Raw genomic sequence first — 24,292 nt, 5'->3', positions numbered from 1 at the left:
GAGCAGCCATGACGAACCTCGATCGCACGCACCGACGACCTGACGAGCACGCCCCCGAGACGACCGCCGGCACGGCCGCGGCATCCGGATTCGACCTCGTGCGGCAGGTCGCCGTCGCCGTCAGCGCGGTGCTCGCCGTCATCGGCGCGTTCATCGGTTCGGGCGCGGCCGGCGGCCAAGAGGTGCAGAACGCCTCGAACGGCGCCCTCGCGGCCGACGCCACCCTCGTCGCCCCCGGCGGCGGCGCGTTCAGCATCTGGTCGGTCATCTACCTCGGCCTCCTCGTCTACGCCGTCTGGCAGTTCCTGCCCGCGCAGCGCAACGCCGAACGGCACCGCCGGCTCGGCTGGTGGATCGCCGCGTCGATGCTGCTGAACGCCGCGTGGATCCTCAGCGTGCAGTTCGACCTGCTCTGGCTGAGCGTGCCGGTCATCGCGGCCCTGCTCGTGGTGCTCGTCGTCGCGTTCCGGCGCAGCCTGATCCTGCGCCCGAGCGGCACGATCGACGCGGTGGTCACCGACGGCACGATCGGGCTCTACCTCGGCTGGGTCAGCGTCGCCACGATCGCGAACGTCGCCGCGGTGCTCGTCGCCGCGGGCTTCGACGGCTGGGGCCTGCCCGCCGAGACGTGGGCCGTCGGCCTGGTCGCCGTGGCCGGGCTGCTCGGCATCGCGCTCGCGGTGTGGGATCACGGGCGCATCGCGCCGACCCTGTCGCTCGGCTGGGGCATCGCGTGGATCGCCGTCGCCCGCCTCACCGACGAGCCGTCGTCCACGGTCACGGGCGTCACGGCGATCATCGCCGTGGTCGCCGTCGTGCTCGTCACCCTCGCCATGCGCATCGTCGCCATCCGCCACGCGCAGGGAGGCCGCGACCGCCGGGGTCGCAGCATCCGCACCGAGGCTCCCCGATCGCCCGAGGCCGCCGGCGCCTCGGCGCGAGCCGATCACGGCCGGGTCTAGGCCTCGGGAATGCCCGCACGCCCGTTCCGACGCGGTGACCGCGTCATCCTCGTGCACGAGCGAGCGCGCAGCGATGCCGACGCGGCGGATGCCGCGGGGCCGGTGTTCGTGCTCGTGCACGGCCTCGGCATGGGCCACGCGTACTGGGGCGACCTCGTCGAGCAGCTCGAGTCCTCCGGGCGGGTGCTCGCACTCGATCTGCCGGGGTTCGGCGATTCGCCGAAGCCGCGCACGGTGCCGAGCATCGCCGGTTCCGCCGAGCTCCTCGCCGCGATGCTGCGGGCCGAGGGACTGCATCGGCCCGTGCTCGTGGGCCACTCGAGCGGCGCGCAGGTGGTCGCGGAGGCCGCGGCGCGGCATCCGGAGCTCGTCGATCGCATCGTGCTCATCGCCCCCTCGGTGAATCCGCGGGAACGCACCGCGGTGCAGCAGGCGGCGCGGTTCGTCCAGGACGTCGCCGTCATCGACCCGACCGCCCTCGAGACCGGCGCGAGCGCGTACCTCGAGAGCGGCTTCGGGTGGACCCTCGCCAACCTGCGTCCCATGCTCGAGCACCGCATGGAACTCGTGCTGCCGAGGGTTCGCGCCGCGACACTCGTGATCCGCGGCGAACAGGACCACGTCGTGCCGCAGTCGTGGGCGCAGGCCGTCGCGACGCTCGTGCCGCAGGCGCGGTACGCCGAGATCGCGCACCGCGGGCACGAGACCACCTCCGACCATGACGGGCCGCTGCACGAGCTCATCGCGAGGCACGCGCTGGGCGAGCCGGTGGGCCGCGAGCTGGCCGTGCACGAACGGCGGGCGGCGCTGTCGCGTTCGCTCGGCGGCGGCACGACGGAGCGGGTGGGGTGGATCCTGCGCGACTACGCGTACGGCATCCGCCGCCGCCTCGACCAGTTCGTCGTGCGCCGGCCGCCGGCGAGGTGGCGCCACGGCGATCCGACGCGGCCCGACGTCGTCCTCGCGACCGGACTGCACGAGCACTGGAGCTTCCTCGCGCCGCTCGCCGACGCCCTGAACCGGGCGGGGCATCGCATCGTGGTGGTCGAGGGCCTCGGCATGAACCGGCACCCGGTGCCCGAGACGTCGCACCGGCTGCAGCTCGCGCTCGCACGGGTCGCGCCGCCGCCCGCCGGGCGCGTCATCGTTGGGCACAGCAAGGGCGGGCTCATCGCGAAGCATCTCCTGACCGACCTCGAGCGGGGCACGGGGCCGCTCGCCGCCGACGGCCGCGCCCGGCTCGGCGTGCGCGGCTCGGTGTCGCTCGCGACGCCGTACGCGGGGTCGGCGCGGGCCAGGTGGTTCCTGGACCCGAGCATGCGCGCGTTCCTGCCCACGGATGCCGCGATCGTCGAGCTCCAGCGTTCCGCGAGCGTCAATGCGAGGATCGTCTCGATCTTCGGAACCCTCGACGCGCACGTGCCCGAGGGCAGCGCCCTGCCGGGGGCGACGAACGTGATCGTCCCGGCGGCCGGCCACTTCCGCCTCACGGCGTCGCCCGCGGCGCACCGTGCGACGGTCGAGGCGGTGGCCTCGCTCGCTTCCCTAGACTGAGCCCGTGCTCCCCGTCGTCATCGTGCTCGCCGCCGTGCCTGCGCTCCTCATCTTCGCGCTCGGCGTGACGGCGCGCATCGCGTCGCGACAGCCCGTGAGCTCGCCCGTCGTGCAGTACACGGCCGGCCGGGGCTCGTCGATCCTGCGGGATGCGCTCCTCGTCGATGCCGACCGACGCGCGGTGACGGCGGTGCTGATCGATCTGGCGGTGACGCGTCGCATCCGCATCCTCGCCGGCGAGTCGAAGCGCGATCCGATCGGCATCGAGATGCAGCCGGGCGCGACGTTCACCGCCGAGGAGCTCAGCGTGCTCGAGGCGCTCTTCGGCCCCGAGCACACGAGCGGGCGCGTGCGCCGGTTCACGTCCGACCGGCGGGCGCTCTCCGCACGTCTCAAGGCCGTCGTGCGCGACGTGTCGTACGCCCTCGCCCGCGAGGGCCTCGTGGCGAAGCAGCGGGTGGCGTGGCCGGGCACGACCCTCACGGTGCTCGCCTACCTCGGCATGCTCGTCGAGGGCCTGTTCATCATCGTCGCCCTCGTCGCGGCCGACTGGCCGGCGCTCGTCACGGCGCTGGCCGCCCTCGCGGTCACCATCGCGACGATCATCGTGACGCCCTCGTCGTGGCGCAAATTCCTTCCGCCGGCCCGCGAGCGCCGAGAGCACCTCGACGGACTGCGCCAGTACCTCGAGCTCGCCGAGCGCAATCGGCTGCGCGCGCTCCAGTCGCCGACCGGCGCGGAGCTGATCCCCGTCTCGGGTGCCACCGAGGCGTCCTCGCGAACGGATGCCGCGGGCCCGGCCGATCCCGCAGGCGCGGCGGATGCGGCGGGCCCCGCGCCCCTCGCCCGGTTCCACCTGCACGAGAAGCTGCTGCCGTTCGCGGTGCTCTTCGGCGTGGAGCGCGGATGGATCGACGTGCTGAAGCTCGATCTGCAGACCCTCGAGCGCACGAATCTCGACACCCTCGCCGACCTCGTCGACGGCACTGCCGAGCTCGCCGTGCTCGCGGCCCATCTGGGCGAGCTCGTGGTCCTCGTCGACCACGTCGGCGATCTGGCGGCGTCGGTCGGCGACCTCGTCGACGTGTCCGGCGGCATCGTGGATCTCGCCGACGGCATCGGCGGCGTACTCGGGATCTTCGAATGAGCGCATACGTCGCTCGCGTGCCTGGCTCGCGGGTCTCGTGCGCCTCGTGCGCCTCGTGCGCCTCGTGCGCCTCGTGCGACTCGTGCGCCTCGTGCGACTCGCCGGCTCGGTGCGCCGTATGAGCGCCGATGCGGAGCTCCGCATCCGGCTCGCCGACGAGCCGGGCGCTCTCGTGGGCGGGGTCGACTCGGTCGGAGCGCTGTACGGACGTCCCGCGGAGGCGTGGGCCACGCTCGTCGTCGCACACGGGGCGGGCACGGGCATGGAGCATCCGTTCCTCGAGGGGTTCGCGCAGGCCGTGCAGGCGCTCGGCGTCGCGACCCTCCGTTTCGACTTCGCGTATCGCGAGGCGGGGCGCCGGTTCCCCGATCGTCCCCCGGCAGCCGTCGCTACCTGGCGGGCGGCCGTGCGCACGGCGGCCGAGTTGGCTGCCGCTGCGGGCCGCGGGGCGGCCTCCGGCACGGTCCCGGCGGAGCCTGTCTGGGCGTCGGGCAAGTCGTTCGGCGGACGCATGGCCTCGATGGCGGCCGCCGAGGGCATGGCCGTTTCGGGTCTCGTGATGCTGGGGTATCCGTTGCACGCGCCCGGAAAGCCCGAGAAGCCCCGAGACGAGCACCTGCCCGCGCTCCAGGTGCCGATCCTGTTCCTGCAGGGGCGCAACGACCCGTTCGCCGTGCCCAACGACCAGCTCGACGACGTCGTGGGGCGCATCGGTCCGAATGCCTCGCTCGAGTGGATCGACGCCGCCAACCACTCGTTCGAGATCAAGGGGCGCAAGCGCCCCGCCGCCGAGATCGGCGCCGCCCTCGCGGCATCCGTCGTCGCCTTCATGCGGGCCCGGCCCACCGACGCCTGACGCCGGCCGACGCCGGCCGCGAACGACCGCTGCCGACAACGGCGGGCTTCCAGCGGGGGACGCCGGCGTCCTCCGCTGACACACCCCTCCTCCACAGGCTCGCGAGAGAAGCCTGCGCGTGCGGATGCGTCCCAGTCGTCCCCGACCCCACCCCGCTGCCGGGAGAGTCTCTCTGGAAACCGGCGCTACATCGCTACATCGCTACATCGCTACATCGCTACATCGCTACATCGCTACACGATTTTGAAACCGATACCCCCGGAGCCGCATGACCGACACGACGATCAGAATCGACACGGCGACGGCGAAACTGGTCGCCGAACTCGCCCATCTCATGGAGCGCACGAAGAAGGACGTGCTCGCGGATGCCGTCGCCGGATATGCGCGCGCACGCCTCCCTGCGCTGGCGGACGGGCGCATGAGGTACGGCGACCTCAGCCCTCGTGAGCAGCTCACGCTCCGGCGCGACGAACTCCTCCGACGCTTCGAAGAACAGGGCACGGTCAACGTGCGCCTCCTCGGATCCGCACGTGCGCCGGGCGTCGATGCCGTCGCGGTCGCTGTCGCTCGCGAGGAATCGATCATCCTGCTCGCCGAGACGGACATCATCCTCGGGAGCGAGGCCGAGTCGATGATGGAGGAGATCGCGAAGGAGGTGCTCGGTTTCCGCGTGGAGGTGATCTCCGCCACGAGGCTCTCCCTCTTCGCCCCCGAGCGACTCGCACGGCTCGTCCAGGAGTCGGCGCCCCTCTGAACCTTCGCTGCAAGCAGCAGGGTTGCACGGCGGCGGCACGTCACGGGGCTCCAGACGGCTCACTCCGGCGAGCAGACGGGCGAGGCTAGCCGGGCGCAGGGGCGGGCCGGCCGGGCGCAGGGGCAGGGGCAACGTGGGCGCAGAGGCAGGGCGGGCGGGAGCTCAGGCGCCGACGTAGGCCGCGAGGTGCGTCGCGGTGAGCGTGGCGTCGGGCGTCGACGCGGTGGCCACGAGCTGGGCGGGGGTGCCCTCGAACACGATGCGGCCGCCGTCACGGCCGGCGCCGGGGCCGAGGTCGATGATCCAGTCGGCGTGCGCCATGACGGCCTGGTGGTGCTCGATGACGATGACCGAGTTTCCGTCGTCGACGAGGCGGTCGAGCAGCGCCAGCAGGCGGTCGACGTCGGCGAGGTGCAGGCCCGTCGTCGGCTCGTCGAGCACGTAGACCGTGCCCGACTTCGCCATGCTGATCGCCAGCTTCAGCCGCTGACGCTCACCGCCCGAGAGGGTGTTGAGCGCCTGCCCGAGCCCGAGGTACCCGAGCCCGACGTCGGAGAGGCGCTGCAGGATCACGCGGGCCGTCTTGTCGGTGAGGTACTCGAGCGCGGCGTCGACCGAGAGCGCGAGCACCTCGGCGATGTTCAGGCCGTTGAGGCGATACTCGAGCACCTCGGCCGTGAACCGCTTGCCGCCGCACTCCTCGCACACGCTCGAGACGGTCGACATGGGGCCGAGCTCGACGAACACGAGACCGATGCCCTTGCAGTTCGGGCACGCGCCGGCGGAGTTCGCGCTGAACAGCGCCGGCTTCACGCCGTTCTCCTTCGCGAACGCCTTGCGGATCGTGTCGAGCAGGCCCGTGTAGGTGGCCGGGTTCGAGCGGATCGAGCCGCGGATCGGCGACTGGTCGACGACCACGACCTGGTCGTGCCGCGGCACGTTGCCGTGGATGAGCGACGACTTGCCCGACCCCGCGACCCCGGTGACGACCGTCAGAACGCCGAGCGGGATGTCGACGTCGACCCCGGTGAGGTTGTGTTGCGCGGCGCCCCTGATCTCGAGGGCGCCCTTCGCGCTGCGCACATGCTCGCGCAGCGTGGCCCGGTGGTCGAGGTGCCGACCGGTGAGCGTGCCCGAGGCGCGGAGCCCGTCGATGTCGCCCTCGAAGCAGATCTCGCCGCCGCCCGACCCGGCGCCCGGGCCGAGGTCGACGATGTGGTCGGCGATCTCGATGACCTCGGGCTTGTGCTCGACGACGAGCACCGTGTTGCCCTTGTCGCGCAGTTGCAGCAGGAGCCGGTTCATGCGCTGGATGTCGTGCGGGTGCAGCCCGACCGTCGGCTCGTCGAACACGTAGGTGACGTCGGTGAGGGAGGACCCGATGTGCCGGATCATCTTGACTCGCTGCGCCTCGCCGCCCGAGAGCGTGCCGGCGGGGCGGTCGAGGCTGAGGTAGCCGAGACCGATCTCGACGAAGGAGTCGACGTTCTGCCGGAGGTTCGCGATGAGCGGCGCGACGCCGGGGTCGTCGATGTCGGAGACCCACTCGGCGAGGTCGGAGATCTGCATGGCCGAGGCATCCGCGATGTTGATGCCCTTGATCTTCGACGACAGGGCCTCGCGGTTCAGGCGCGCGCCGCCGCACTCGGGGCAGGCGGTGAAGGTGAACGCCCGGTCGACGAACGCGCGGATGTGCGGTTGCAACGAGTCGGGGTCCTTCGAGCCCATGCTCTTGCGGAGCTTCGGCACGAGCCCCTCGTAGGTCATGTTGATGCCCTGCACCTTGACCTTCGTCGGCTCCTTGTGGAGGAAGTCGTGCAGCTCGGCGTCGTCGTAGTCGCGGATCTTCTTGTCGGGGTCGAGGAACCCGCCCTCGGAGTAGATGCGCACCATCCACCCGTCGGCCGTGTAGCCCGGAATCGTGATCGCGCCCTCGGCGAGCGACTTGTCGCGGTCGAAGAGCTCGTCGAGGTCGACGTCGTTGACCTGCCCGGTGCCCTCGCAGCGCGGGCACATGCCCGCGGGCACGTTGAAGCTGAAGTGGAAGCTCGGGCCGACGTACGGATCGCCGAGACGCGAGAACAGGATGCGCAGCAGCGCGTACACGTCGGTCGCGGTGCCGACCGTCGAGCGCGAGTTCGCCCCCATGCGCTCCTGGTCGACGATGATCGCCGCCGACACGTTGCGCAGGCTGTCGACCTCGGGCCGCGGCTGGGTCGTCATGAACGACTGGATGAAGCTCGAGTACGTCTCGTTGATGAGCCGCTGCGACTCGGCCGCGATGGTGCCGAACACGAGGCTCGACTTGCCCGATCCCGAGACGCCCGTGAAGACGCTGAGCCGCCGCTTCGGGATGTCGAGCGAAACGCCCTTGAGGTTGTTCTCGTGCGCGCCGCGCACCTCGATGAGGTCGTGGGCGTCGGCAATGTGCTCGCTCATGACTCCCGATTCTGGCAGCGGCCGCCGACATCCGCAGCCCTCGAGCTCCGGTCGCGCGGTCCCGCTCCGATCGGTGCGCCCGGAAACGCGCGGGCGGACGTCAGCGATTCGTCACAGGTTCGCGGATGCCGCGCCCAGCGGCCGCGCGTAGCCTGAGCGCATGCCCGCGCGAACCCCTGCCGCCCGACTGCTGTTCCCGGCGCTCGCCGGCGTCGCGGCGGCCGTCGTCGCGGCCGGCGCGGGAACCCTCGCGGCCGCGCTGCTCGCGTCGGACGCGAGCCCGTTCGCGGTGGTCGGCGCCGCGCTCATCGACCTTGCGCCGCCGTGGGCGAAGGACGCCGCGATCGCCCTGTTCGGCACGAACGACAAGGCCGCGCTGCTCACGGGCGTCGCGATCGTGCTGCTCGTGATCGCGGGCGCGGCCGGCGTGCTCGAGTCCCGACGCCCGCCGTGGGGGCAGGTCGTGTTCTGGGTGCTGGGCGGCGTGGGCGTGCTGGCCGCGGTGACGCGTGCGAACGCCTCGATGCTCGCATTCGCGCCCTCGGCGATCGCCGCCGTCGCGGGCGTCCTCGTGCTGCGCCTGCTCGTGCGGCGGTTGGCCGCGGTCGACGCGGGGCCGAGTGCGGCGGACGGGCCCGACGAGCCGGACGTCGCGGCATCCACGTCCGCATCCGGTCCGCCGGCTGCTCGACAGGTCCCGGATGCCGCGGGCACGCGCACGCCGGAGGCGACGGCGGTCGACCGGCGCAGGTTCCTCGCGTGGGCGGGCGGTGCGACCGCGGTCGGCCTGATCGCGGCGTGGGGCGGCTACGCGATGCAGGCCGGGTCCCGGGCGGTGACGGCCGTGCGCGAGGCGATCACGTTGCCGAGGCCGACCTCCGCGGCATCCGTCCCGCAGGGTGCCGAACTCGGCATCGACGGCCTCGCGCCCGTGATCACGCCGAACGCCGAGTTCTACCGCATCGACACGGCGCTCGTGGTGCCGTCGGTCGAGCCGGCCGACTGGAGCCTGCGCATCCACGGCGACGTCGAGCGGGAGGTCGTGCTCACGTGGGACGAGCTGCTCGCCCTGCCGCTCGCGGAGTCCGTCACCACGCTCGCGTGCGTGTCGAACGAGGTCGGCGGCGGCCTGATCGGCAACGCGGTGTGGCTCGGCTACCCGATCCGCGAACTGCTCGCGCAGGCCGCTCCTGGAGCGGATGCCGACATGGTGCTCTCGCGCAGCATCGACGGGTTCACGGCGTCGACGCCGCTCGAGGTGCTGCAGGACGACGCGCGCGAGGCGATCCTCGCGGTGGGCATGAACGGCGAGCCGCTGCCCCCCGAGCACGGGTTCCCGGTGCGCATGGTCGTCCCGGGGCTCTACGGGTACGTGTCGGCGACGAAGTGGGTGACGGAGCTCGAGGTCACCCGGTTCGACGCGGCATCCGCCTACTGGACCGATCGCGGCTGGAGCGACCACGGCCCGATCAAGCTGTCGTCGCGCATCGACGTGCCGCGCTCGGGGCAGCCGCTGTCGGCCGGGCCGGTCGTCGTCGCGGGCGTCGCCTGGCACCAGCACGTCGGCGTCGCGGCGGTCGACGTGCAGGTCGACGACGGGCCGTGGCGGCCGGCGACGCGCGCCACGGCGATCTCCGACGACACGTGGGTGCAGTGGCGGTTCGAGTGGGATGCCGCGGCGGGCTCGCACTCGCTGCGCGTGCGGGCGACCGGGGCCGACGGCGAGGTGCAGACCTCGCGGCAGCAGGGCGTCGTGCCCGACGGCGCCACGGGCCTGCACGAGCGCACCGTCACCGTGTCCTGAGCCGGCGCCCGCCGCCGGTCGAGGAGCGAAGCGTCTCGCCGGTCGAGGAGCGAAGCGTCCCGAGACCAAGGGCCGAAGGTCTCGAGACGGCTGCTCCTTCGTCGCGGCCTCCTCGACCGCCGCCGGTCGAGGAGCGAAGCGTCTCGAGACCAAGCACCGAAGGTCTCGAGACGGCGCCGGCGCGCCTCCTCGACCGGCGGGCACCATCACGGCTGTGAGGGGCCCATCCAGCCTCGTTTCCTGCAGGATGGAAGGGCTCAGGCGGTGCGACGCCTCCTCAGCACGAGGAGCACCGCGCCGAGCAGCAGCAGCGCAGCGGCCGCGACACCGGCGGGCACGACCCAGCCCGCACCCGTGCTCGCGAGCGATCCGTCCGAAGCCGTGCTGCTCTCGGAACCGCTGCCGGCCGGAGTCGCGCCGGAACCCGCGCCGGCATCCGATCCGTCACCGCTGCCCGGGGCCTCGGTCGACGCGGCCTCGATGGCGAGCGTGGTCCAGCCCACCACGCCGTCGGCGGTCTGCGCGACGAGCGTGTGCACGCCGGTCGGCGTGCCGGTCGGCACGATGCCGTAGAGCGAGCCGTCGGCCGCGACCTGCGTCCACGTGCCGAGCGCGGTCGGGGTCGAGTGCAGCCAGAGCTGGATCCACTCGCCCGCGTGCGCCTCGCCCACCGTCACGCGGAAGGCCTCGCCGACGCGGACGGATGCGGGGGTCGAGATGGCACCCTCGAGCGCCGGGTCGAGCGCGTCGACGCCGACCGGAACCGACGGGTCGGTCGGGCGGCCGTCGCCCGGATCGCCGTCACCGCCGTCGCCGCCGTCACCACCGTCACCACCGTCACCGTCGCCACCGCCGTCACCGGCCTCCACAACCGTGAGCGTGCGCACCTCGGAGTCCGCGGTGGCCCCGTACGGGTCGACCGAGGTCACGTACCAGCCGTGCACGCCGAGCTCGGGCGACCACGTCGCCGTCTGCACCGAGCCGCTCGCGACATCCGTGTACGAGGCGATCGCGTGCGCCGTGAGCACCTCGGCGCTGAACGCGTCGGTCGCGAGCGTCTTCGGCTGCGGCGCGAGGCCGAGCGCCGCGTACGGGATCGTGAACTCCTGGTGCACGAGCTCGAGCGACGGGTCGTCGGAGTCGTAGTCGTTCAGCGATGGCGAGTAGGTGCGCGCGATGATCTGCCCGCCCTCGTTGTCGAAGTGCAGCAGGCGGAGGTATCCGAGGCCGCCCTCGGGCAGGCCCTGGTAGTCGAACAGCACCTGGTAGACCTGCCGGTCGTCGACGCCGTCACCGTCGTCGTCGAACCCGTCGATCCGGGTGAAGGCGTCGTGGTAGTGCCCCGAGAACACGGTGCGCACGTTCGGGTTGGTCGCCACGACCTCGTCGTAGATCCGCTGAGGGATCGGGCCGAGGCCGCCCGTCGTGAGCATGTACTCGTGCAGGTTGATCATCGCGACCCGCTCGGGGTACCGCGCGAGCACCTCGTTCATCCAGTCGATCTCGTCGCTCTCGGGCCCCCAGCCCATGTACAGCATGAGGAAGTCGATGCCGCCCGCGCTCACCAGGTCGTAGTGGCCGCGGTTGTCCTCGTAGCTGCCGCCGTACCAGGGGTTCCCGGCGAAGCGGTCCTCGCCGAAGTAGGACCCGTAGTTCGTGTAGTCGATCTCCTTGTGCCCGACGTCGTGGTTGCCGGCGAGCACCCCGTACGGGAGGCCGGCGTCGTCGAGCTTCGCGTACTCGGGGGTCGCCGACTCCCACTGCACGAGCTGGTCGTAGTCGTCCACGATGTCGCCCGTGTGGAACAGGTACTGGAGGTTCAGGTCGGAGCGCTCCCGCAGCAGGTAGTCGTGGATCGCCGTCTGGTGCTGGTGGTACTGCTCGTTGTAGTACTGCGTGTCCGACTCCCAGGCGAGCGTGAAGTCGTATGCGGAGCGCGGCGTGTCCTCGGCGTGGTTCCGCTCGACGGCCGATTCCCGGGTCGACAGGTCGGTGCCGGCGAACCCCTCGGAGTGCTGCACGAGCACGGTCACGAGCCCGTCGATCGCGTACTCGGCGACCGGCACGAGCGCGTCGAGCGTGAACGAGGTGGGCGCGCCGTCGGTGGTGAGGGCGCGGTCCAACTCGTGCCAGGCGCCGTCGACGCCGAGCGCGTACAGCAGCACCTTCGCGTCGGCGTTGGCCGAGCCGTCCCAGCGCAGGCGCACGCGGGCGTCGTCACCGGACCCCTCGGGCACCGTGACATCGAACAGCTGGTAGGGGAACGCGGTGTCGGATGTCTCGGCCGCGGCATCCTCGTCGAGTCGGCCGATCTTCGCGACCTCTTCGGCGGTGAGCGCGCGGCGCGCCGAGCGGTCGACCGTGTCGGCCTCGGTCACCGTGCCCGTGTAGGCCTCGATGCCGTCGCCCACGCCGAGCCGGGAGGCCTCCGCGAAGTCGACGTCGAGGTCGTCGTCGGACGGATCGATGGCTCGGGCGGAGAGCGTGATGTCCTCGCCCGCCTCGAACTCGGCGCCGTCCTCGGGCGAGATGAGCTCGTTGCCGGGCTCCTCGACCGGGGTCGTGAAGGCGACCGTGCGCTCGGCGACGTTGCCCGCGGCATCCGTCGCCGTGAAGACCACGGCGTGCTCCCCGTCGGCGAGGGTGATCGACGAAGTCGCGTAGGGCAGTTCGACGGGCGCGCCGTCGAGCGTCGCGGTGAGCGATGCGAGCCCGGAGCCGTCGTCGGTGGCCGAGGCGTCGATCATGAACTCGCCCTGGTAGAGCTTGCCGTCCTCGAGTTCGGTGGCGATGCCGGGAACGCTGTTGTCGACGCGCACGGATGCCTCGTCCGATCCGGCCGCGGACTCGGCACGCACGACGTGCGCGCCGTCGGCGACCGCCGTGGTGTCCCACCGGTATCCGACCGCGGTGCGGGCATCGGCGGGGAGCGTGAACGCGGCGTCGAAGAAGTCGAGCTTGCCGACGCTGTCGCCCATCGCGAGCACCTGCGCCGGGTCGTCGTACCCGGCCGGCAGGAGGGTGCGGCCGTCGGGCAGGATGAGCCGCAGGTTGCGGATGCTGAAGTCGTCGTTGTTCTCGTCCAGGTCGATCTCGGGCGCCGCCTTGGTGCCGGCCCAGACGCTGACCGTCACCTCGTCGGAGTCGGCGAGGTATGCCAGCGGCACGGGCGTCGAGATCGTCTCCCATCCCGAGTAGATGCCGTCGTCGAAGATCGCGAGCACATCTTCGCCGACGCGCACGCCGTTGCGGAAGAAGGTGTCGACGCTGCTCGCCTCGAAGGCGAAGACGGGCGCCGACTCGAGCTGCGGGGCCCCCGCGACATCCGCGCCGTCGACGCTGATCACGGTCGTGGCCGGATACTCATCGGAACCGGCGACCACGTCGACCGTGCCGCGCAGCCAGGCGTCGTCGTCGAGGTGCAGGCGCACCGGCGACAGATCGGCTCCGGCGACGGCGATGCGGCGCAGTTCGGTGCCGCTCTCGTTGACGCCGTCGCGCGCCGTCAGGGTGTACTCGAACCACTTCTTGCCGGTCAGGTCGACGGCGGGCACCGTGCGGGAGTACCCGGAGCCGGTGGCGTCGGCGACGAGGTCGTACGAGACGAACGTCTCGTCGAGGTTGCTGCGCACCGCGAGCGTCACCGTGTTGGCACGGACGTCGTCGGTGACCGTGAAGGCCATCGAGAAGTCCTCGCCGGGGGTGATCTCGGCCGGTGTCAGGTCGGTGATCGCCGGCGCGACGGTGTCGGGTGCGACGATCATGAGCCCGTCGTCGACCTGCTCGGGGCGAACGGCGCCGGGCGTGGCGGCCGCCGTGCCGAGCTTGCGCTGCAGCGTGAGGTCGGCGTGGTCGACCGCGTACTGGATCGGCTGGTCGACCACGGTGTCGTCGACGCCGCCGAGGTTGTAGTAGGCGCGGTTCACGGTGAAGCCGGTGTTCGTCGTGATCTCGAGTCCGCGAGCCGCCGAGTTGGCCATGCCCCCGGATTCGACTTCGAAGAGGGTCTCGTCGGCGACGAGCGTCGACCCGAAGTGCGCGTTGAAGTCGGCGGCGGTGAGCGCGTCGTTGGCGCCGTTCTTGATCCAGAAGACGACCGTGCCGCCGGGCTCGATCATCGAGTCTCGCTTCGTCGCCGGCCAGAGGGCGGTCGACGAGTTCGTGAGATCGGCGAGCGGGTAGAGGTACTCCAGCGAGTAGTCGCGGAAGTCGATCGGCCCGCTCGTGGCGTTGTACACCTCGACGAACTCGTAGGCGTCGGCACCGGCGACGTTGTCGGTGTCGGGGGCGACCTCGGTGATCTGCAGCGGCGCGGTCACGAGTTCGGGGTCGGGCTGCGGGTCGAACGCGGCGGGCACGAACGCCTGGGGGTCGACGATGCCGGGTGTCGGCGGCGCCTGCTCGCGCAGCACGGCCAGATCGGTCTCGTCGGCGCGGGCCGGCAGGCGGTAGTCGACGCCCTTGGCGGAGCCGATCTGCGAGGCACGGTACGACGCCGAGGCGAGCACGACGTCGCCGGCTTCGACGCGGATGCCGCGGTCAGCCGTGTTCGCGAATCCGGGCTGCCCGGTCACGGGCACGACGACCGTGTCGGCCGGGGCGCCGGAGTACGCGCGGAAGTCGTCGGCGGAGAGCCCGTCGGTGTTGGGCGAGTAGTTCAGCCAGAGCACGGCGACGCCGCCGGCGGGCACGACCGAACCGGCCGGGTAGGCGAGTTCGCGGTCGCCGGCGCCGAAGTACACGAAGCGCACGCCGGATGCCGCGAGGTCGACGTCGTGATCGGTGGTGTTCGCGATCTCGACGTACTCGTAGCGGTCGGTGCCCGCGTTGTCGGGCGCGAACTCGGTGACGATCAGGTCGCGTGCCTCGAGCGGCGCGGCGGGCTGCTCGGGGTCGACGGGGTCGACCGGCTCGAGGGTGCCGTCGTCGAGGCGCCCGGGCGTCGGCGCGGCGGCCGTCGCGAGGACCTCCGCGGAGACGCCGGATGCGGGCACCCGGAACGTCACCCCGAGATCAGCGGCCGCCGAGGCGGTCGGGTAGAAGGACCGGCTGATCTCGGCGTCGGACGCGGTGACGCGGATGCCGCGACCGCCGCCGTTGGCCATGCCGCCCTGGCCGGTGACCCGCACGACGTCGTAGTCGGCCTCGGGCTGCGTGGCCGCGAAGTGGGCGCGGAAGTCGCTCTCCGTGCGGGCGAACGAGTCGAACGTCGCCGTCGTGTAGCTGAGCCAGAGCACGATCGTCTGCCCGGCGTCGATCTCCGTGTCGTCGGCGACGTCGAGGGCGATGTCCTTGGCCCGGTCGTCGCTGTCGGCGTAGATGTACGAGAACCCGATGCCCGCGTCGTCGAGGTCGATCGCCTCGCCCGTGGTGTTGTGCACCTCGAAGAACTCGAACTCGTCGTTGCCGACGTTGTCGGGCACGATCTCAGTGACGAGCAGCCGCGGGGCGGTCGGGGTCTCAGCCGCGGTCGCGACCTGCGCCGGGGTGATCATCGCGGCGCCCACGGCCGCGGCGAGCGCCACGGCGAGCACGGCGGATGGACGGGTACGTGAAGGCACGTCGAGTTCCGTTTCCTGTCGGGGGTGAACCCTCGGAGGCTAGGGACGCCGGATGTGCCGGGTGTGGATCCGATCTGAACAGGAGGTGAACCCGCCGCAGGCGCGGGCGCTCAGGCGAGGCGCGGCGTGCGGGGCGGCTCCGTGCGGCGAGCGCCGGTCGACTCGAAGGCAGCGGCGAGGCGCAGCAGTTCCGTGTCGTCGTAGGCGCGGCCGGCGAACGTGAGGCCCACCGGCATCCGGATGTCGGCCATCGTGCCCATCGGCACGGTGACCGTCGGAATGCCGAGGTGCCGCGGCACGAGGTTGCCGTTCGCGACCCACACGCCGTTGCGCCAGCCGAGATCTGCGGATGCCTCGTGCACGTCCATGTCGGCGGGGCCGACGTCGGCGACCGCGGGGAACACGACGGCGTCGAGGCCGAGGCCGTCCATCCACTGCTCGAGGTCGATCCGGCGGGTCTCCTCGAGGCCGCGGATGCCGGACTCGAGCTCGGGCATGTCGTCGAACGTCGCGCCGGGGTGCTCGCGCGCCCACTCCGGGTACTCGGCGATGTCGTCGTCGAAGCCGGTGTAGCGGTCAGGCAGGGCGCCCTCGGGCTGCGGGAAGATGCGCGTGCCGTCGACGTCGGCGAGCGCACGCAGGGCGGGGTCGCCGTTCGCGTCGAGGAAGTCGTTCCACGCCCAGGCCGACAGGTCGACGATCTCGCGCCGCAGGTACTCGGGCGTCACGAGCCCGCGCGTCGCGATCGTCGGCGCGCCGGGGCGGTCGCCCTCGTAGTTCGACACGACCGGGAAGTCGACCTCGACGACCTCGGCACCCGCCGCCTCGAGGTCGCGGCGCGCCGCCCGCCACAGCTCGATCACCGACGCGCGGGTCTCGATGCGCTGCCCGGTGGCTCCGCCGATCCCGGGCGTGCGGCCGGGTTCGGCCGTGCCGGCCTCGGGGTCGGCGTTCACGTACATGCGCGGAACCCCGAGCCGCCGGCCCGCGAGTGCCTCCCCCGCCGGTCGAGGGGGCAGCGACGAAGGAGCCGCCGTCTCGAGACCAACCCCCGCCAGATCTCGAGACGCTTCGCTCCCCGACCCGCGAGACGGGACCAACGCGACATACGACGCGGGGCGGATGTCGGAGGAGCGCGGAATCGCCACCCACGGCTGCACCCGCCAGAAGTCGCCGCGCGTCTCGGGGTCGTCGGCCACGATCACGTCGAGCACCTCGAGCAGGTCGGCCATGCTGCGGGTGTGCGGCACGACGACGTCCATGGTGGGCACGAGCGGCCAGTTGCCCCGCACCGAGATGACGCCGCGCGACGGCGTGTAGGCGCAGAGGGCGTTGTTCGAGGCGGGCGCGCGCCCCGACGACCAGGTCTCCTCGCCGAGTCCGAAGGCCGCGAAGGATGCCGCGGTCGCCGTGCCCGACCCGTTGGAGGAGCCCGACCCGAACGCGGCCGTGAGGAAGTCCGCGTTGTACGGACTCTCGGCGCGTCCGTAGACGCCGCGCTGCATGCCGCCGTTCGCCATCGGGGGCATGTTCGTGAGCCCGATGAGCACGGCGCCGGCACCGCGCAGGCGCTCGATCGTGAACGCGTCGCGCTGCGCGACGAGGTCGGCGAACGCGGGCGACCCGGCGGCCGCGGTCAGGCCGCGCGCGAGATAGCTGTCCTTCGCGGTGTACGGGATCCCGTCGAGCGGGCCGAGCGTCTCGCCTCTGGTGCGACGGGCGTCGGATGCCGCGGCGTCGGCGCGGGCCTCGGGGTTCATCACGACGAGCGCGTTGAGCGCCGTCGCCGTGTCGGGGCCGTCGTACGCTGCGATCCGCGCGAGGTAGCGGTCGAGCAGTTCGACCGCGGTCACTGCGCCCGACTCGAGGGCGGCGCGCAGGTCGGCGATCGACGCCTCGACGACGTCGGGGTCTCGAGACGCTCCGCTCCTCGACCCGCGAGACGCCTCGGCCGCCGGTCGAGGAGGCAGCGACGAAGGAGCCGCCGTCTCGAGACCAACCCCCGCAAGGTCTCGAGACGCTTCGCTCCTCGACCCGCGAGACTCCGCGCTCATCGCGCCACCGCCGGCTGCTGCTGCGTGATGCAGTGGATGCCGCCGCCCCGGGCGAACAGCGGTCGCGCGTCGACCGTCACGGCCGTGCGGCCGGGGTAGGCCGCCTCGAGGATGTCGCGCGCCGCGGCATCCGCTCGCTCGTCGCCGAAGCCGCACGCGATGACGCCGCCGTTCACGACGAGGTGATTGACGTAGCTCCAGTCGACGAAGCCCTCGTCGTCGCGGATCTCGGCGGGTGCGGGCAGGTCGAGGATCTCGAACGCGCGGCCCGCGGCATCCGTCTCCTGCGAGAGCTGCGTGCGCAGGTCGCGCGTGACCTCGAAGTCGGGGTGCGACGGGTCGTCCTGGCGGTGCAGGAGCATGCGGCCGGGGGAGGCGAGGGTCGCGACGATGTCGACGTGCCCGTTCGTGCCGAAGTCGTCGTAGTCGCGCGTGAGTCCGCGGGGCAGCCACACGGCCTTCGTCGCACCGATCGTGCGCGCCATCTCGGCCTCAACGCGGGCGCGGTCGGCGTACGGGTTGCGGCGCGGGTCGAGCTGCACGGTCTCGGTGAGGAGCACCGTGCCCTCGCCGTCGACGTGGATGCCGCCGCCCTCGTTCACGAGCGTGCTCGTCACGAGTTCGGCGCCGACGAGTTCGGCGATGAACCGCGCGTGCTCGGCCGACTTGCGCCATTCCGACCATTCGGGGTCGCCCCAGCCGTTGAAGATCCAGTCGACCGCGCCGAGGACGCCCGGGCGGTCGGCGTCGAGCACGAAGGTCGGGCCGTGGTCGCGCATCCAGAACTCGTCGACGGGCGTCTCGACCTGGGCGATGCCGTCGCCCAGCAGGTCGCGCGCGCGGGCGACCTCGGTGGGGTCGACGAGCATCGACACGGGCTCGAACTCCGCGACGGCGTGGGCGACGGCGGTCCAGGCGGCGTAGCCCTCCTCGCGGTCGGCGGCCGATTCACCGAGGGTGAAGCCCTCGCGCGGGAAGGCCATCCACGTGCGCTCGTGCGGCGCGGTCTCTGCGGGCATGCGCCAGGTCATGCGTGCACTCCTTCGGTTCGGGATGCCGCGGCATCCGTTTCGATGATGTCAGCGGATGCCTCGGCCGGGCGCCCGTTCGGGCGTTTCGCCGGGTCGCGGTACGGGGCCGTGGTGCGCCAGAGCAGGGCGTACACGCCCGCGCCGAGCAGGGGGCCCGCGAGCGCGGAGAAGTCGGCGCCGTCGAGCGCGGCGGAGATCGGACCGACGTAGAGCGTGGTGTTCGCCATGAGCACCGCGACGGTCATGCCGACGACCATCGCGATGACGCCCGGCAGGAACACGCCGCCTCGATACCAGAACGGGCTGCCGCGACGCTGGTCGTCGAGGGCGGCGCCGTCGTAGCGGTTGCGGCGCAGCACGATGTCGATCGCGTAGATCGCAACGAGCGGGCCGAACACCGTGACCGAGAGTTCGAGCGATGCGCTCAGCGTGTCGAGGAAGCTCGGCGAGAGGAACAGCAGCCAGCCCGCGATCGCCGTGGCGATGAAGCCCGTGACGACGGTGGTCGCGGCGCGCGAGATGCGGGCTGCGAGGGCCTGCGCGTAGAAGCCGGTCGAGTACGCGACGAGCACGTTGTTCGTGATCGAGGACAGCACGATCATCGCGAGGAAGATCGGGGTGAACCACGACGGCACGATCTCGCCGATCGTGAGCTGCGGGTCGGTCATGTCGATCGCGGTGCCGGCGATCACGCCGAGACCGCCGATGAGCACGGCCGGGATGAAGCCGCCCAGTGCGGTGTACCAGGCGACGGCCCGCTTCGAGACATCCGCCGGCAGGTAGCGCGCGTAGTCGGCGCCCGTGCCCCAGCTGAGCGGGCTCGACGCGACGATCGCGAAACCCAGCATGACGAGCGCCCAGTGATCGGCGACCGGCAGGGGCTCGACATCGTAGGCCCAGTCGGCCGCCCCGAACACGAAGACCGCGAGGAGCACGAAGACCACGGCGAGCGCGGCCGAGAACCACGGGGCGAGCGCCATGATCGTCGCGTGGCCGTAGACGCCGATGACGAAGCTCAGCACGCCGATCACGGCGAGCGCTATCCATTCGCCGCCGGCGGGGAGGGCGATGCCGAAGTGGCCGAGCAGGGCGATGGCGGCGAGCGTGGCGAACGCGACGTTGATGATCTCGTAGAACAGGCCGATGAGCACGCCGAGGCCGGCGCCGAAGACCTTGTTGCCACGGACGCCGAACATGGCGCGCATGATCGACACGCTCGGCGAGCCCGACACCGGACCGCTCACGGCGAGGAAGCCGACGAGCGCCCACCAGAGGTTGCCGGCCACGGTGATCGCGAGCGCCTCCCAGACGGGCAGGCCGAGGAGCATGAGCACGCCGCCCACGACGAAGTAGAGGTAGCCGACGTTCGCGCTCATCCAGACCCAGAACAGGCCCGACGGGCGTCCGTGGCGCTCGGCGGCGGGGATGTGCTCGGTGCCGTGGGTCTCGACGTGGCCGACGCGGTCGGCGGCGGGGGCGAGTTCGTGGGGCGCGGCCGGCGCGGGGTCGTGCGGGCGCGGGGTCGTCTCGGCATCCGCGGTCGGGGTGGTGTTGCTCATCGTTGAGGGGCTTTCGGTCGGTCGATCTCTCGACAGGATCGGGGACTCGATCTACTATTGATCAAACGATCAACAAGTTGCAGCGACGCTACCCACCCGAGGTCACCATGTCAAGACCGGTCCGCAAGAAGGCCGAACGCAAGAGCCCCGCCGAGCGCGCGGCCGAGATCGCGGCCGCCGCCCGCGAGGTGGCCGTCGAAGACGGCATCTCGGCGCTCACGCTCCGCAGCATCGCGGCCCGCATCGACGTCGCGCCCGCGCTCGTCGCGCACTACGAGCCCAACATGGAATCCCTGATCGCCCGCACGTTCGGCGGCATCGTGCAGGCCGAGCTCATCGAGGTCGGGGCGCTCGTCGCAGACCTCGCGACGCCGCGCGCCCGGCTCTCGCACCTGCTCGACACGCTCCTCGACGGCACGCGCGACGACGTCACCCTCATCTGGGTCGAGGCCTGGGCCATGGGCCGCCGGAACGAGGCCCTCGCACAGCGCGTGCGCGACGAGATGGACGACTGGCACGCGTTCCTCCTCGGCATCGTCACGGCGGGCGTCGCCGAGGGCGAGTTCGAGACCGACGATCCCGCCGGCGTCGCGTGGCAGCTGCTCGGCATGATCGACGGCCTCAACGCGCACGCGCTCGTGCGCTGGGGCGACTCCGGCGAACGAGGCTCGCGCATCGGCCACGCGGTCGAGGGCATGCTCGGCATGCGTCGCGGAGCGCTCGCCGTCGGGTAGGCGCCGGCGCGCGGCATCCGGCCTGCGCCGCCTCGTCGATCGGATGTCGGATGCCGCCGCTAGCGTGAAGTCACGGCATTTCGCGAAGGGAACCCGATGTACCTGGTCGACGGCACGGTGGTCACGAGCGCGAGCGACCTGAAGAAGGCGTCCGAATGCGAGTTCGCGTTCCTGCGGGCCCTCGACGCGAAGCTCGGCCGCATCGAGGCCGTGCCCGACCCCGAAGACGCCATGCTCGAGCGCTCGGGCCGCATGGGCGACGCGCACGAGCTCCGGGTGCTCGAGCGCTACCGCGAGCAGTTCGGCGCGGGCGTCGTCGAGATCGAGCGGCCGTCGGTGCGCGACGCGGCCGCGGTGGCCGCCGCCGTCGAGGCCACGAACGCCGCCTTCGCCGCCGGGGTTCCCGTGGTGTTCCAGGCGACGTTCGCCGACGACGGCTTCATCGGTTTCGCCGACTTCATCGTGCGGCAGCCCGACGGCCGCTACCTCGTGCAAGACAGCAAGCTCGCGCGCCGCGCGAAGGTCACGGCGCTGCTGCAGCTCGCCGCGTACGCCGAGCAGCTCGACCGCATCGGCGTGCCCTGCGCCGACACCGTCGAGCTGCTGCTCGGCGACGGCACCACGAGCACCCACCGCCTCGACGACATCGCGCCGGTGTACCGACTGCGCCGTGAGCGACTCGAACGCATCATCGCCGACCGTCTCGCCGACACACGTCCGGTGCAGTGGGGCGATCCCCGCTACGGCCTCGACGGCCGCTGCGCGACCTGCGATCTCGAGGTCGTCTCGCACCGCGACGTGCTCCTCGTCGCCGGCCTCAGGGTGACGCAGCGGTCGCGCTTCGCAGACGCCGGCATCACGACGATCGATGCGCTCGCGGCATCCGACGTCCCCGTGCCGGGCATGCTCGACGCGACCCTCGCCAACCTGCGCGTGCAGGCACGGCTCCAACTCGAGGCCGAGGCGGCGACGCAGGCGGCGGATGCCTCGGGCACCCGCTCCCCCGACGACCCGCCACTGCCCCCGCCCGTCGACGTGCGCGACCCCGCGGCGCTCGCCGCGATCCCCGAGCCCGACGCCGGCGACCTGTTCTTCGACTTCGAGGGCGATCCGCTCTACACCGAGGGTCCGGCCCGCGACTGGGGCATCGACTACCTCTTCGGCATGGTCGACGTCGACGATCGGTTCACGCCGCTCTGGGCGCACACGTTCGCCGAAGAACGCGTCGCGCTCGAGCGGTTCCTCGACCTCGTCGCCGCTCGCCGGGCCGCGCACCCGAACCTGCACATCTACCACTACGCCAACTACGAGAAGGCGCACCTGCTCTCGATCGCGGCGCGCCACGGCGTGCGCGAGGCCGAGGTCGACGGGTTGCTCGCCGACGGCGTGTTCGTCGACCTCTACCCCATCGTCAAGCGCGCGGTGCGTGTGGGCAGCCGCTCGTACTCCATCAAGAAGCTCGAACCGCTCTACATGGGCGACGAGCTGCGCGAGGCCGAGGTGAAGTCGGGCGGCGACTCGATCCTCGAGTACGTGCGCGCCCGCGCCCTCGCCGCGTCGGGAGACGAGCTCGACCCCGAGACCGGCCTCACCGGCACCGCGGCCGCCCAGCTGGTGCTCGACGACCTCGCCGACTACAACCGCTACGACTGCGTCTCGACGCTGCGCCTGCGCGACTGGCTGCTCGGCCTCGCGCGCGCGGCCGGGGTGCCGTCGGTGCCCGAGTCGCAGCTCGTCGAGGCCGCCAAGGCCGAGGGCCGCGTCGCCGAGCCGTCGCCGGTCGCGCTGCACCTGCAACACCTCGCGGGCCCCCGCGACGACCCCGATCGCGATGCCGACCACACGGCCCTGGCCCTCGCGGCCGCCGCCGTCGACTACCACGACCGCGAGGCGAAGAGCTTCTGGTGGGCGCACTTCTTCCGCCTCGAGCAGCCACTCGAAGCCTGGGAGGAGCAGCGCGACGTCATCGTCGTCGACCCCGCGGCATCCGCGGTCGCGCAGCCCTGGTTCGTCCCCGAGGGCAAGAAGGCCGAGCGCCGGCACGTTCGGCTCCGAGGGCGCGTCGCGCCCGGTTCCCGCTTCTCGGTCGGCGGCAGCGTCTTCGTGCTGTACGACTCGCCCGCGCCGTTCGGCGGCACCGCCCTCGCGCGGCCGGGGTCGCGCACGAAGCGAGACGTGCAGATCGTCGAGGTGCTCGACGACGGGGTCGTCGTCGAGGAGTTCGCGTCCGACGGCGAGACCTGGTCAGCGCTGCCCATGGCGGTCGTGCCCGGCTCACCGCCGCCCGCGGGGCGCCAGAAGGACGCGATCGCCGCTTGGGGCGAGCAGGTCGCCAGGGCCTGGCCGCAATGGCCCGCGAACCCCGCGGTCGACATCCTCCGCCGCTCCGTTCCGCGCACCCGCGACGGGCGCGGCCTCGGGGCGGCGGGTACTCATGCCGCGAACCACGACTACGTCGGCGCCGTCATCGCCGGCCTGCGTCAGCTCGACGACTCCTATCTCGCGGTGCAGGGCCCTCCCGGCACGGGCAAGACCTACGTCGCCTCGCACGTGATCACCGAACTCGTGTCGAAGCACGCCTGGAAGATCGGCGTCGTCGCCCAGTCGCACGCCGTCGTCGAGAACGTGCTCGACGCCACGATCCGCGCCGGGCTCGCGCCCGACCTCGTCGGCAAGGCGCCGAAAGACGAGAACGAGCCGTTCGGGCACGACTACACGCGGCTCGACAAACGCCGCAACGGCATCGCGCAGTTCGCCGAGGCGCACGCCGGCACCGGATTCGTGGTGGGCGGCACCGCGTGGGACTTCGCCAACGCCGACCGCGTGCCGCGCGGTTCGCTCGACCTCCTCGTCATCGACGAGGCCGGGCAGTTCTCGCTCGCGTCGACCATCGCGACCTCCGTCTCGGCGCGCAACCTGCTGCTGCTCGGCGATCCGCAGCAACTGCCGCAGGTGAGCCAGGGCAGCCACCTCGAACCCGTCGACACGTCGGCGCTCGGGTGGATCGCCGACGGCCACGACGTGCTGCCCCCCGAACTCGGCATCTTCCTCGCCGAGAGCCGCCGCATGCACCCCGCCGTCGCCGCCCCGGTCTCGCGCCTGTCGTACGAGGGCGAACTGCACTCGCACGAGGTCGCGTCGACCCGCTCGCTCGAGGGGGTGCACCCCGGCCTCGTGCCCGTGCCGGTCTCCCACGAGGGCAACACGGTTGCCTCCCCCGAAGAGGCCACGGTCGTCGTCGACTGCGTCGCATCCCTTCTCGGCCGAACCTGGGTCGACCCGACCGAGGCCCCGGGGCCGGTTGCCGCCGGGACCGACCCGTCCGAAGCGGATGCCGCGGCCGGGCGCCCGCTCGAGCAGCGCGACCTCATCGTGGTCACGCCCTACAACGCGCAGCTCGCCTGCGTGCGTCGCGCACTCGACGAGGCCGGATTCGCCGATGTTCCCGTGGGCACCGTCGACAAGTTCCAGGGCCAGGAGGCCGCCGTCGCGATCGTGTCGCTGGCCGCCTCGAACGCCGCGTCCGCACCGCGCGGGGTCGAGTTCCTGCTGCTCGAGAATCGACTGAACGTCGCCATCTCGCGGGCGAAGTGGGCGGCGTACCTGCTCTACTCCCCCGGCCTGCTCGACACGCTCCCCTACACCCCCGCGGGTGTCGCCCGGCTCAGCGCGTTCGTGCGCCTCGTCGGCGCCGACCGGGCCGAGTCGTCGCAACGCGCCCCGGTTCCGGAGCCGGCGAGCTCGGTCGCCGAGACGGTCGCCTGACGCGCGCGGCGCGCGGTATGCAGGGCGGCGCGCGGCACACGGCTCGCGGCGAGCGGCGCGCGGCGCGCGGCG

General features: G+C 72.2%; 13 protein-coding genes. 8 read left to right on the top strand and 5 right to left on the bottom strand.

Annotated elements, in window-relative coordinates:
• Positions 1-8 precede the first annotated feature (8 nt).
• From GQQ92_RS10505 to GQQ92_RS10485, 5 genes are all read left to right on the top strand, one after another.
• Positions 9-962: a tryptophan-rich sensory protein gene (locus tag GQQ92_RS10505; protein WP_197738205.1), complete on the top strand. Its 954-nt coding sequence runs from the start codon at positions 9-11 to the stop codon at positions 960-962.
• Between the two features lie 9 nt (positions 963-971).
• Positions 972-2,516: an alpha/beta hydrolase gene (locus tag GQQ92_RS10500; protein WP_156999216.1), complete on the top strand. Its 1,545-nt coding sequence runs from the start codon at positions 972-974 to the stop codon at positions 2,514-2,516.
• 4 nt (positions 2,517-2,520) lie between these two features.
• On the top strand, positions 2,521-3,663 hold the full coding sequence (locus GQQ92_RS10495) for a DUF2207 family protein (protein WP_156999215.1): 1,143 nt from the start codon (positions 2,521-2,523) through the stop codon (positions 3,661-3,663).
• A gap of 118 nt (positions 3,664-3,781) precedes the next feature.
• Positions 3,782-4,519: an alpha/beta hydrolase family protein gene (locus GQQ92_RS10490; RefSeq protein WP_156999344.1), complete on the top strand. Its 738-nt coding sequence runs from the start codon at positions 3,782-3,784 to the stop codon at positions 4,517-4,519.
• Between the two features lie 268 nt (positions 4,520-4,787).
• Entirely contained in the window at positions 4,788-5,273 is a 486-nt protein-coding gene (locus GQQ92_RS10485) for a hypothetical protein (protein ID WP_156999214.1), read from the top strand.
• A gap of 162 nt (positions 5,274-5,435) precedes the next feature.
• On the opposite strand, the gene GQQ92_RS10480 is transcribed toward GQQ92_RS10485, so the two are convergent.
• On the bottom strand, positions 5,436-7,712 hold the full coding sequence (locus GQQ92_RS10480; protein ID WP_156999213.1) for an ATP-binding cassette domain-containing protein: 2,277 nt from the start codon (positions 7,710-7,712) through the stop codon (positions 5,436-5,438).
• A 160-nt stretch (positions 7,713-7,872) separates the two neighbouring features.
• On the opposite strand from GQQ92_RS10480, the gene GQQ92_RS10475 reads away from it, so the two are divergent.
• On the top strand, positions 7,873-9,516 hold the full coding sequence (locus tag GQQ92_RS10475; protein WP_156999212.1) for a molybdopterin-dependent oxidoreductase: 1,644 nt from the start codon (positions 7,873-7,875) through the stop codon (positions 9,514-9,516).
• A 257-nt stretch (positions 9,517-9,773) separates the two neighbouring features.
• On the opposite strand, the gene GQQ92_RS10470 is transcribed toward GQQ92_RS10475, so the two are convergent.
• From GQQ92_RS10470 to GQQ92_RS10455, 4 genes are all read right to left on the bottom strand, one after another.
• Positions 9,774-15,077: a metallophosphoesterase gene (locus GQQ92_RS10470; RefSeq protein ID WP_156999211.1), complete on the bottom strand. Its 5,304-nt coding sequence runs from the start codon at positions 15,075-15,077 to the stop codon at positions 9,774-9,776.
• 110 nt (positions 15,078-15,187) lie between these two features.
• Positions 15,188-17,131: an amidase gene (locus GQQ92_RS10465; RefSeq protein ID WP_156999210.1), complete on the bottom strand. Its 1,944-nt coding sequence runs from the start codon at positions 17,129-17,131 to the stop codon at positions 15,188-15,190.
• On the bottom strand, positions 17,128-18,162 hold the full coding sequence (locus GQQ92_RS10460) for an agmatine deiminase family protein (RefSeq protein ID WP_156999209.1): 1,035 nt from the start codon (positions 18,160-18,162) through the stop codon (positions 17,128-17,130). Before GQQ92_RS10460 ends, GQQ92_RS10465 begins: the two co-directional genes overlap by 4 nt.
• Positions 18,159-19,721, bottom strand: a complete 1,563-nt coding sequence (locus GQQ92_RS10455; RefSeq protein WP_156999208.1) for a purine-cytosine permease family protein — start codon at positions 19,719-19,721, stop codon at positions 18,159-18,161. The genes GQQ92_RS10460 and GQQ92_RS10455 overlap by 4 nt, the downstream gene beginning before the upstream one ends.
• Positions 19,722-19,828: 107 nt before the next feature.
• Here GQQ92_RS10455 and GQQ92_RS10450 point away from each other — a divergent pair, with 107 nt between their 5' ends.
• Together GQQ92_RS10450 and GQQ92_RS10445 are read left to right on the top strand one after the other, a co-directional pair.
• Positions 19,829-20,455 (top strand): TetR/AcrR family transcriptional regulator, encoded by a 627-nt coding sequence (locus tag GQQ92_RS10450; RefSeq protein ID WP_156999207.1) that lies wholly within the window; start codon positions 19,829-19,831, stop codon positions 20,453-20,455.
• Positions 20,456-20,551: 96 nt separating this feature from the next.
• Positions 20,552-24,220 (top strand): TM0106 family RecB-like putative nuclease, encoded by a 3,669-nt coding sequence (locus tag GQQ92_RS10445; protein ID WP_156999206.1) that lies wholly within the window; start codon positions 20,552-20,554, stop codon positions 24,218-24,220.
• The last annotated feature ends 72 nt before the right edge of the window (positions 24,221-24,292 follow it).

Origin of the sequence: Agromyces terreus (assembly GCF_009749465.1) — a bacterium.
GTDB classification, from domain to species: Bacteria; Actinomycetota; Actinomycetes; order Actinomycetales; family Microbacteriaceae; genus Agromyces; species Agromyces terreus.
The sequence above is the reverse complement of the archived record's forward strand: the minus strand, read 5'-3'. Positions and strand labels throughout refer to the sequence as shown.

Excerpts from the sequence above, each read along its gene's own strand:
- GQQ92_RS10505 (WP_197738205.1), top strand. The coding sequence starts at position 9 with ATGACGAACCTCGATCGCACGCACCGACGACCTGACGAGCACGCCCCC.
- GQQ92_RS10500 (WP_156999216.1), top strand. The coding sequence starts at position 972 with ATGCCCGCACGCCCGTTCCGACGCGGTGACCGCGTCATCCTCGTGCAC.
- GQQ92_RS10490 (WP_156999344.1), top strand. The coding sequence starts at position 3,782 with ATGAGCGCCGATGCGGAGCTCCGCATCCGGCTCGCCGACGAGCCGGGC.
- GQQ92_RS10485 (WP_156999214.1), top strand. The coding sequence starts at position 4,788 with ATGACCGACACGACGATCAGAATCGACACGGCGACGGCGAAACTGGTC.
- GQQ92_RS10480 (WP_156999213.1), bottom strand. The coding sequence starts at position 7,712 with ATGAGCGAGCACATTGCCGACGCCCACGACCTCATCGAGGTGCGCGGC.
- GQQ92_RS10475 (WP_156999212.1), top strand. The coding sequence starts at position 7,873 with ATGCCCGCGCGAACCCCTGCCGCCCGACTGCTGTTCCCGGCGCTCGCC.
- GQQ92_RS10465 (WP_156999210.1), bottom strand. The coding sequence starts at position 17,131 with ATGAGCGCGGAGTCTCGCGGGTCGAGGAGCGAAGCGTCTCGAGACCTT.
- GQQ92_RS10460 (WP_156999209.1), bottom strand. The coding sequence starts at position 18,162 with ATGACCTGGCGCATGCCCGCAGAGACCGCGCCGCACGAGCGCACGTGG.
- GQQ92_RS10455 (WP_156999208.1), bottom strand. The coding sequence starts at position 19,721 with ATGAGCAACACCACCCCGACCGCGGATGCCGAGACGACCCCGCGCCCG.
- GQQ92_RS10450 (WP_156999207.1), top strand. The coding sequence starts at position 19,829 with ATGTCAAGACCGGTCCGCAAGAAGGCCGAACGCAAGAGCCCCGCCGAG.
- GQQ92_RS10445 (WP_156999206.1), top strand. The coding sequence starts at position 20,552 with ATGTACCTGGTCGACGGCACGGTGGTCACGAGCGCGAGCGACCTGAAG.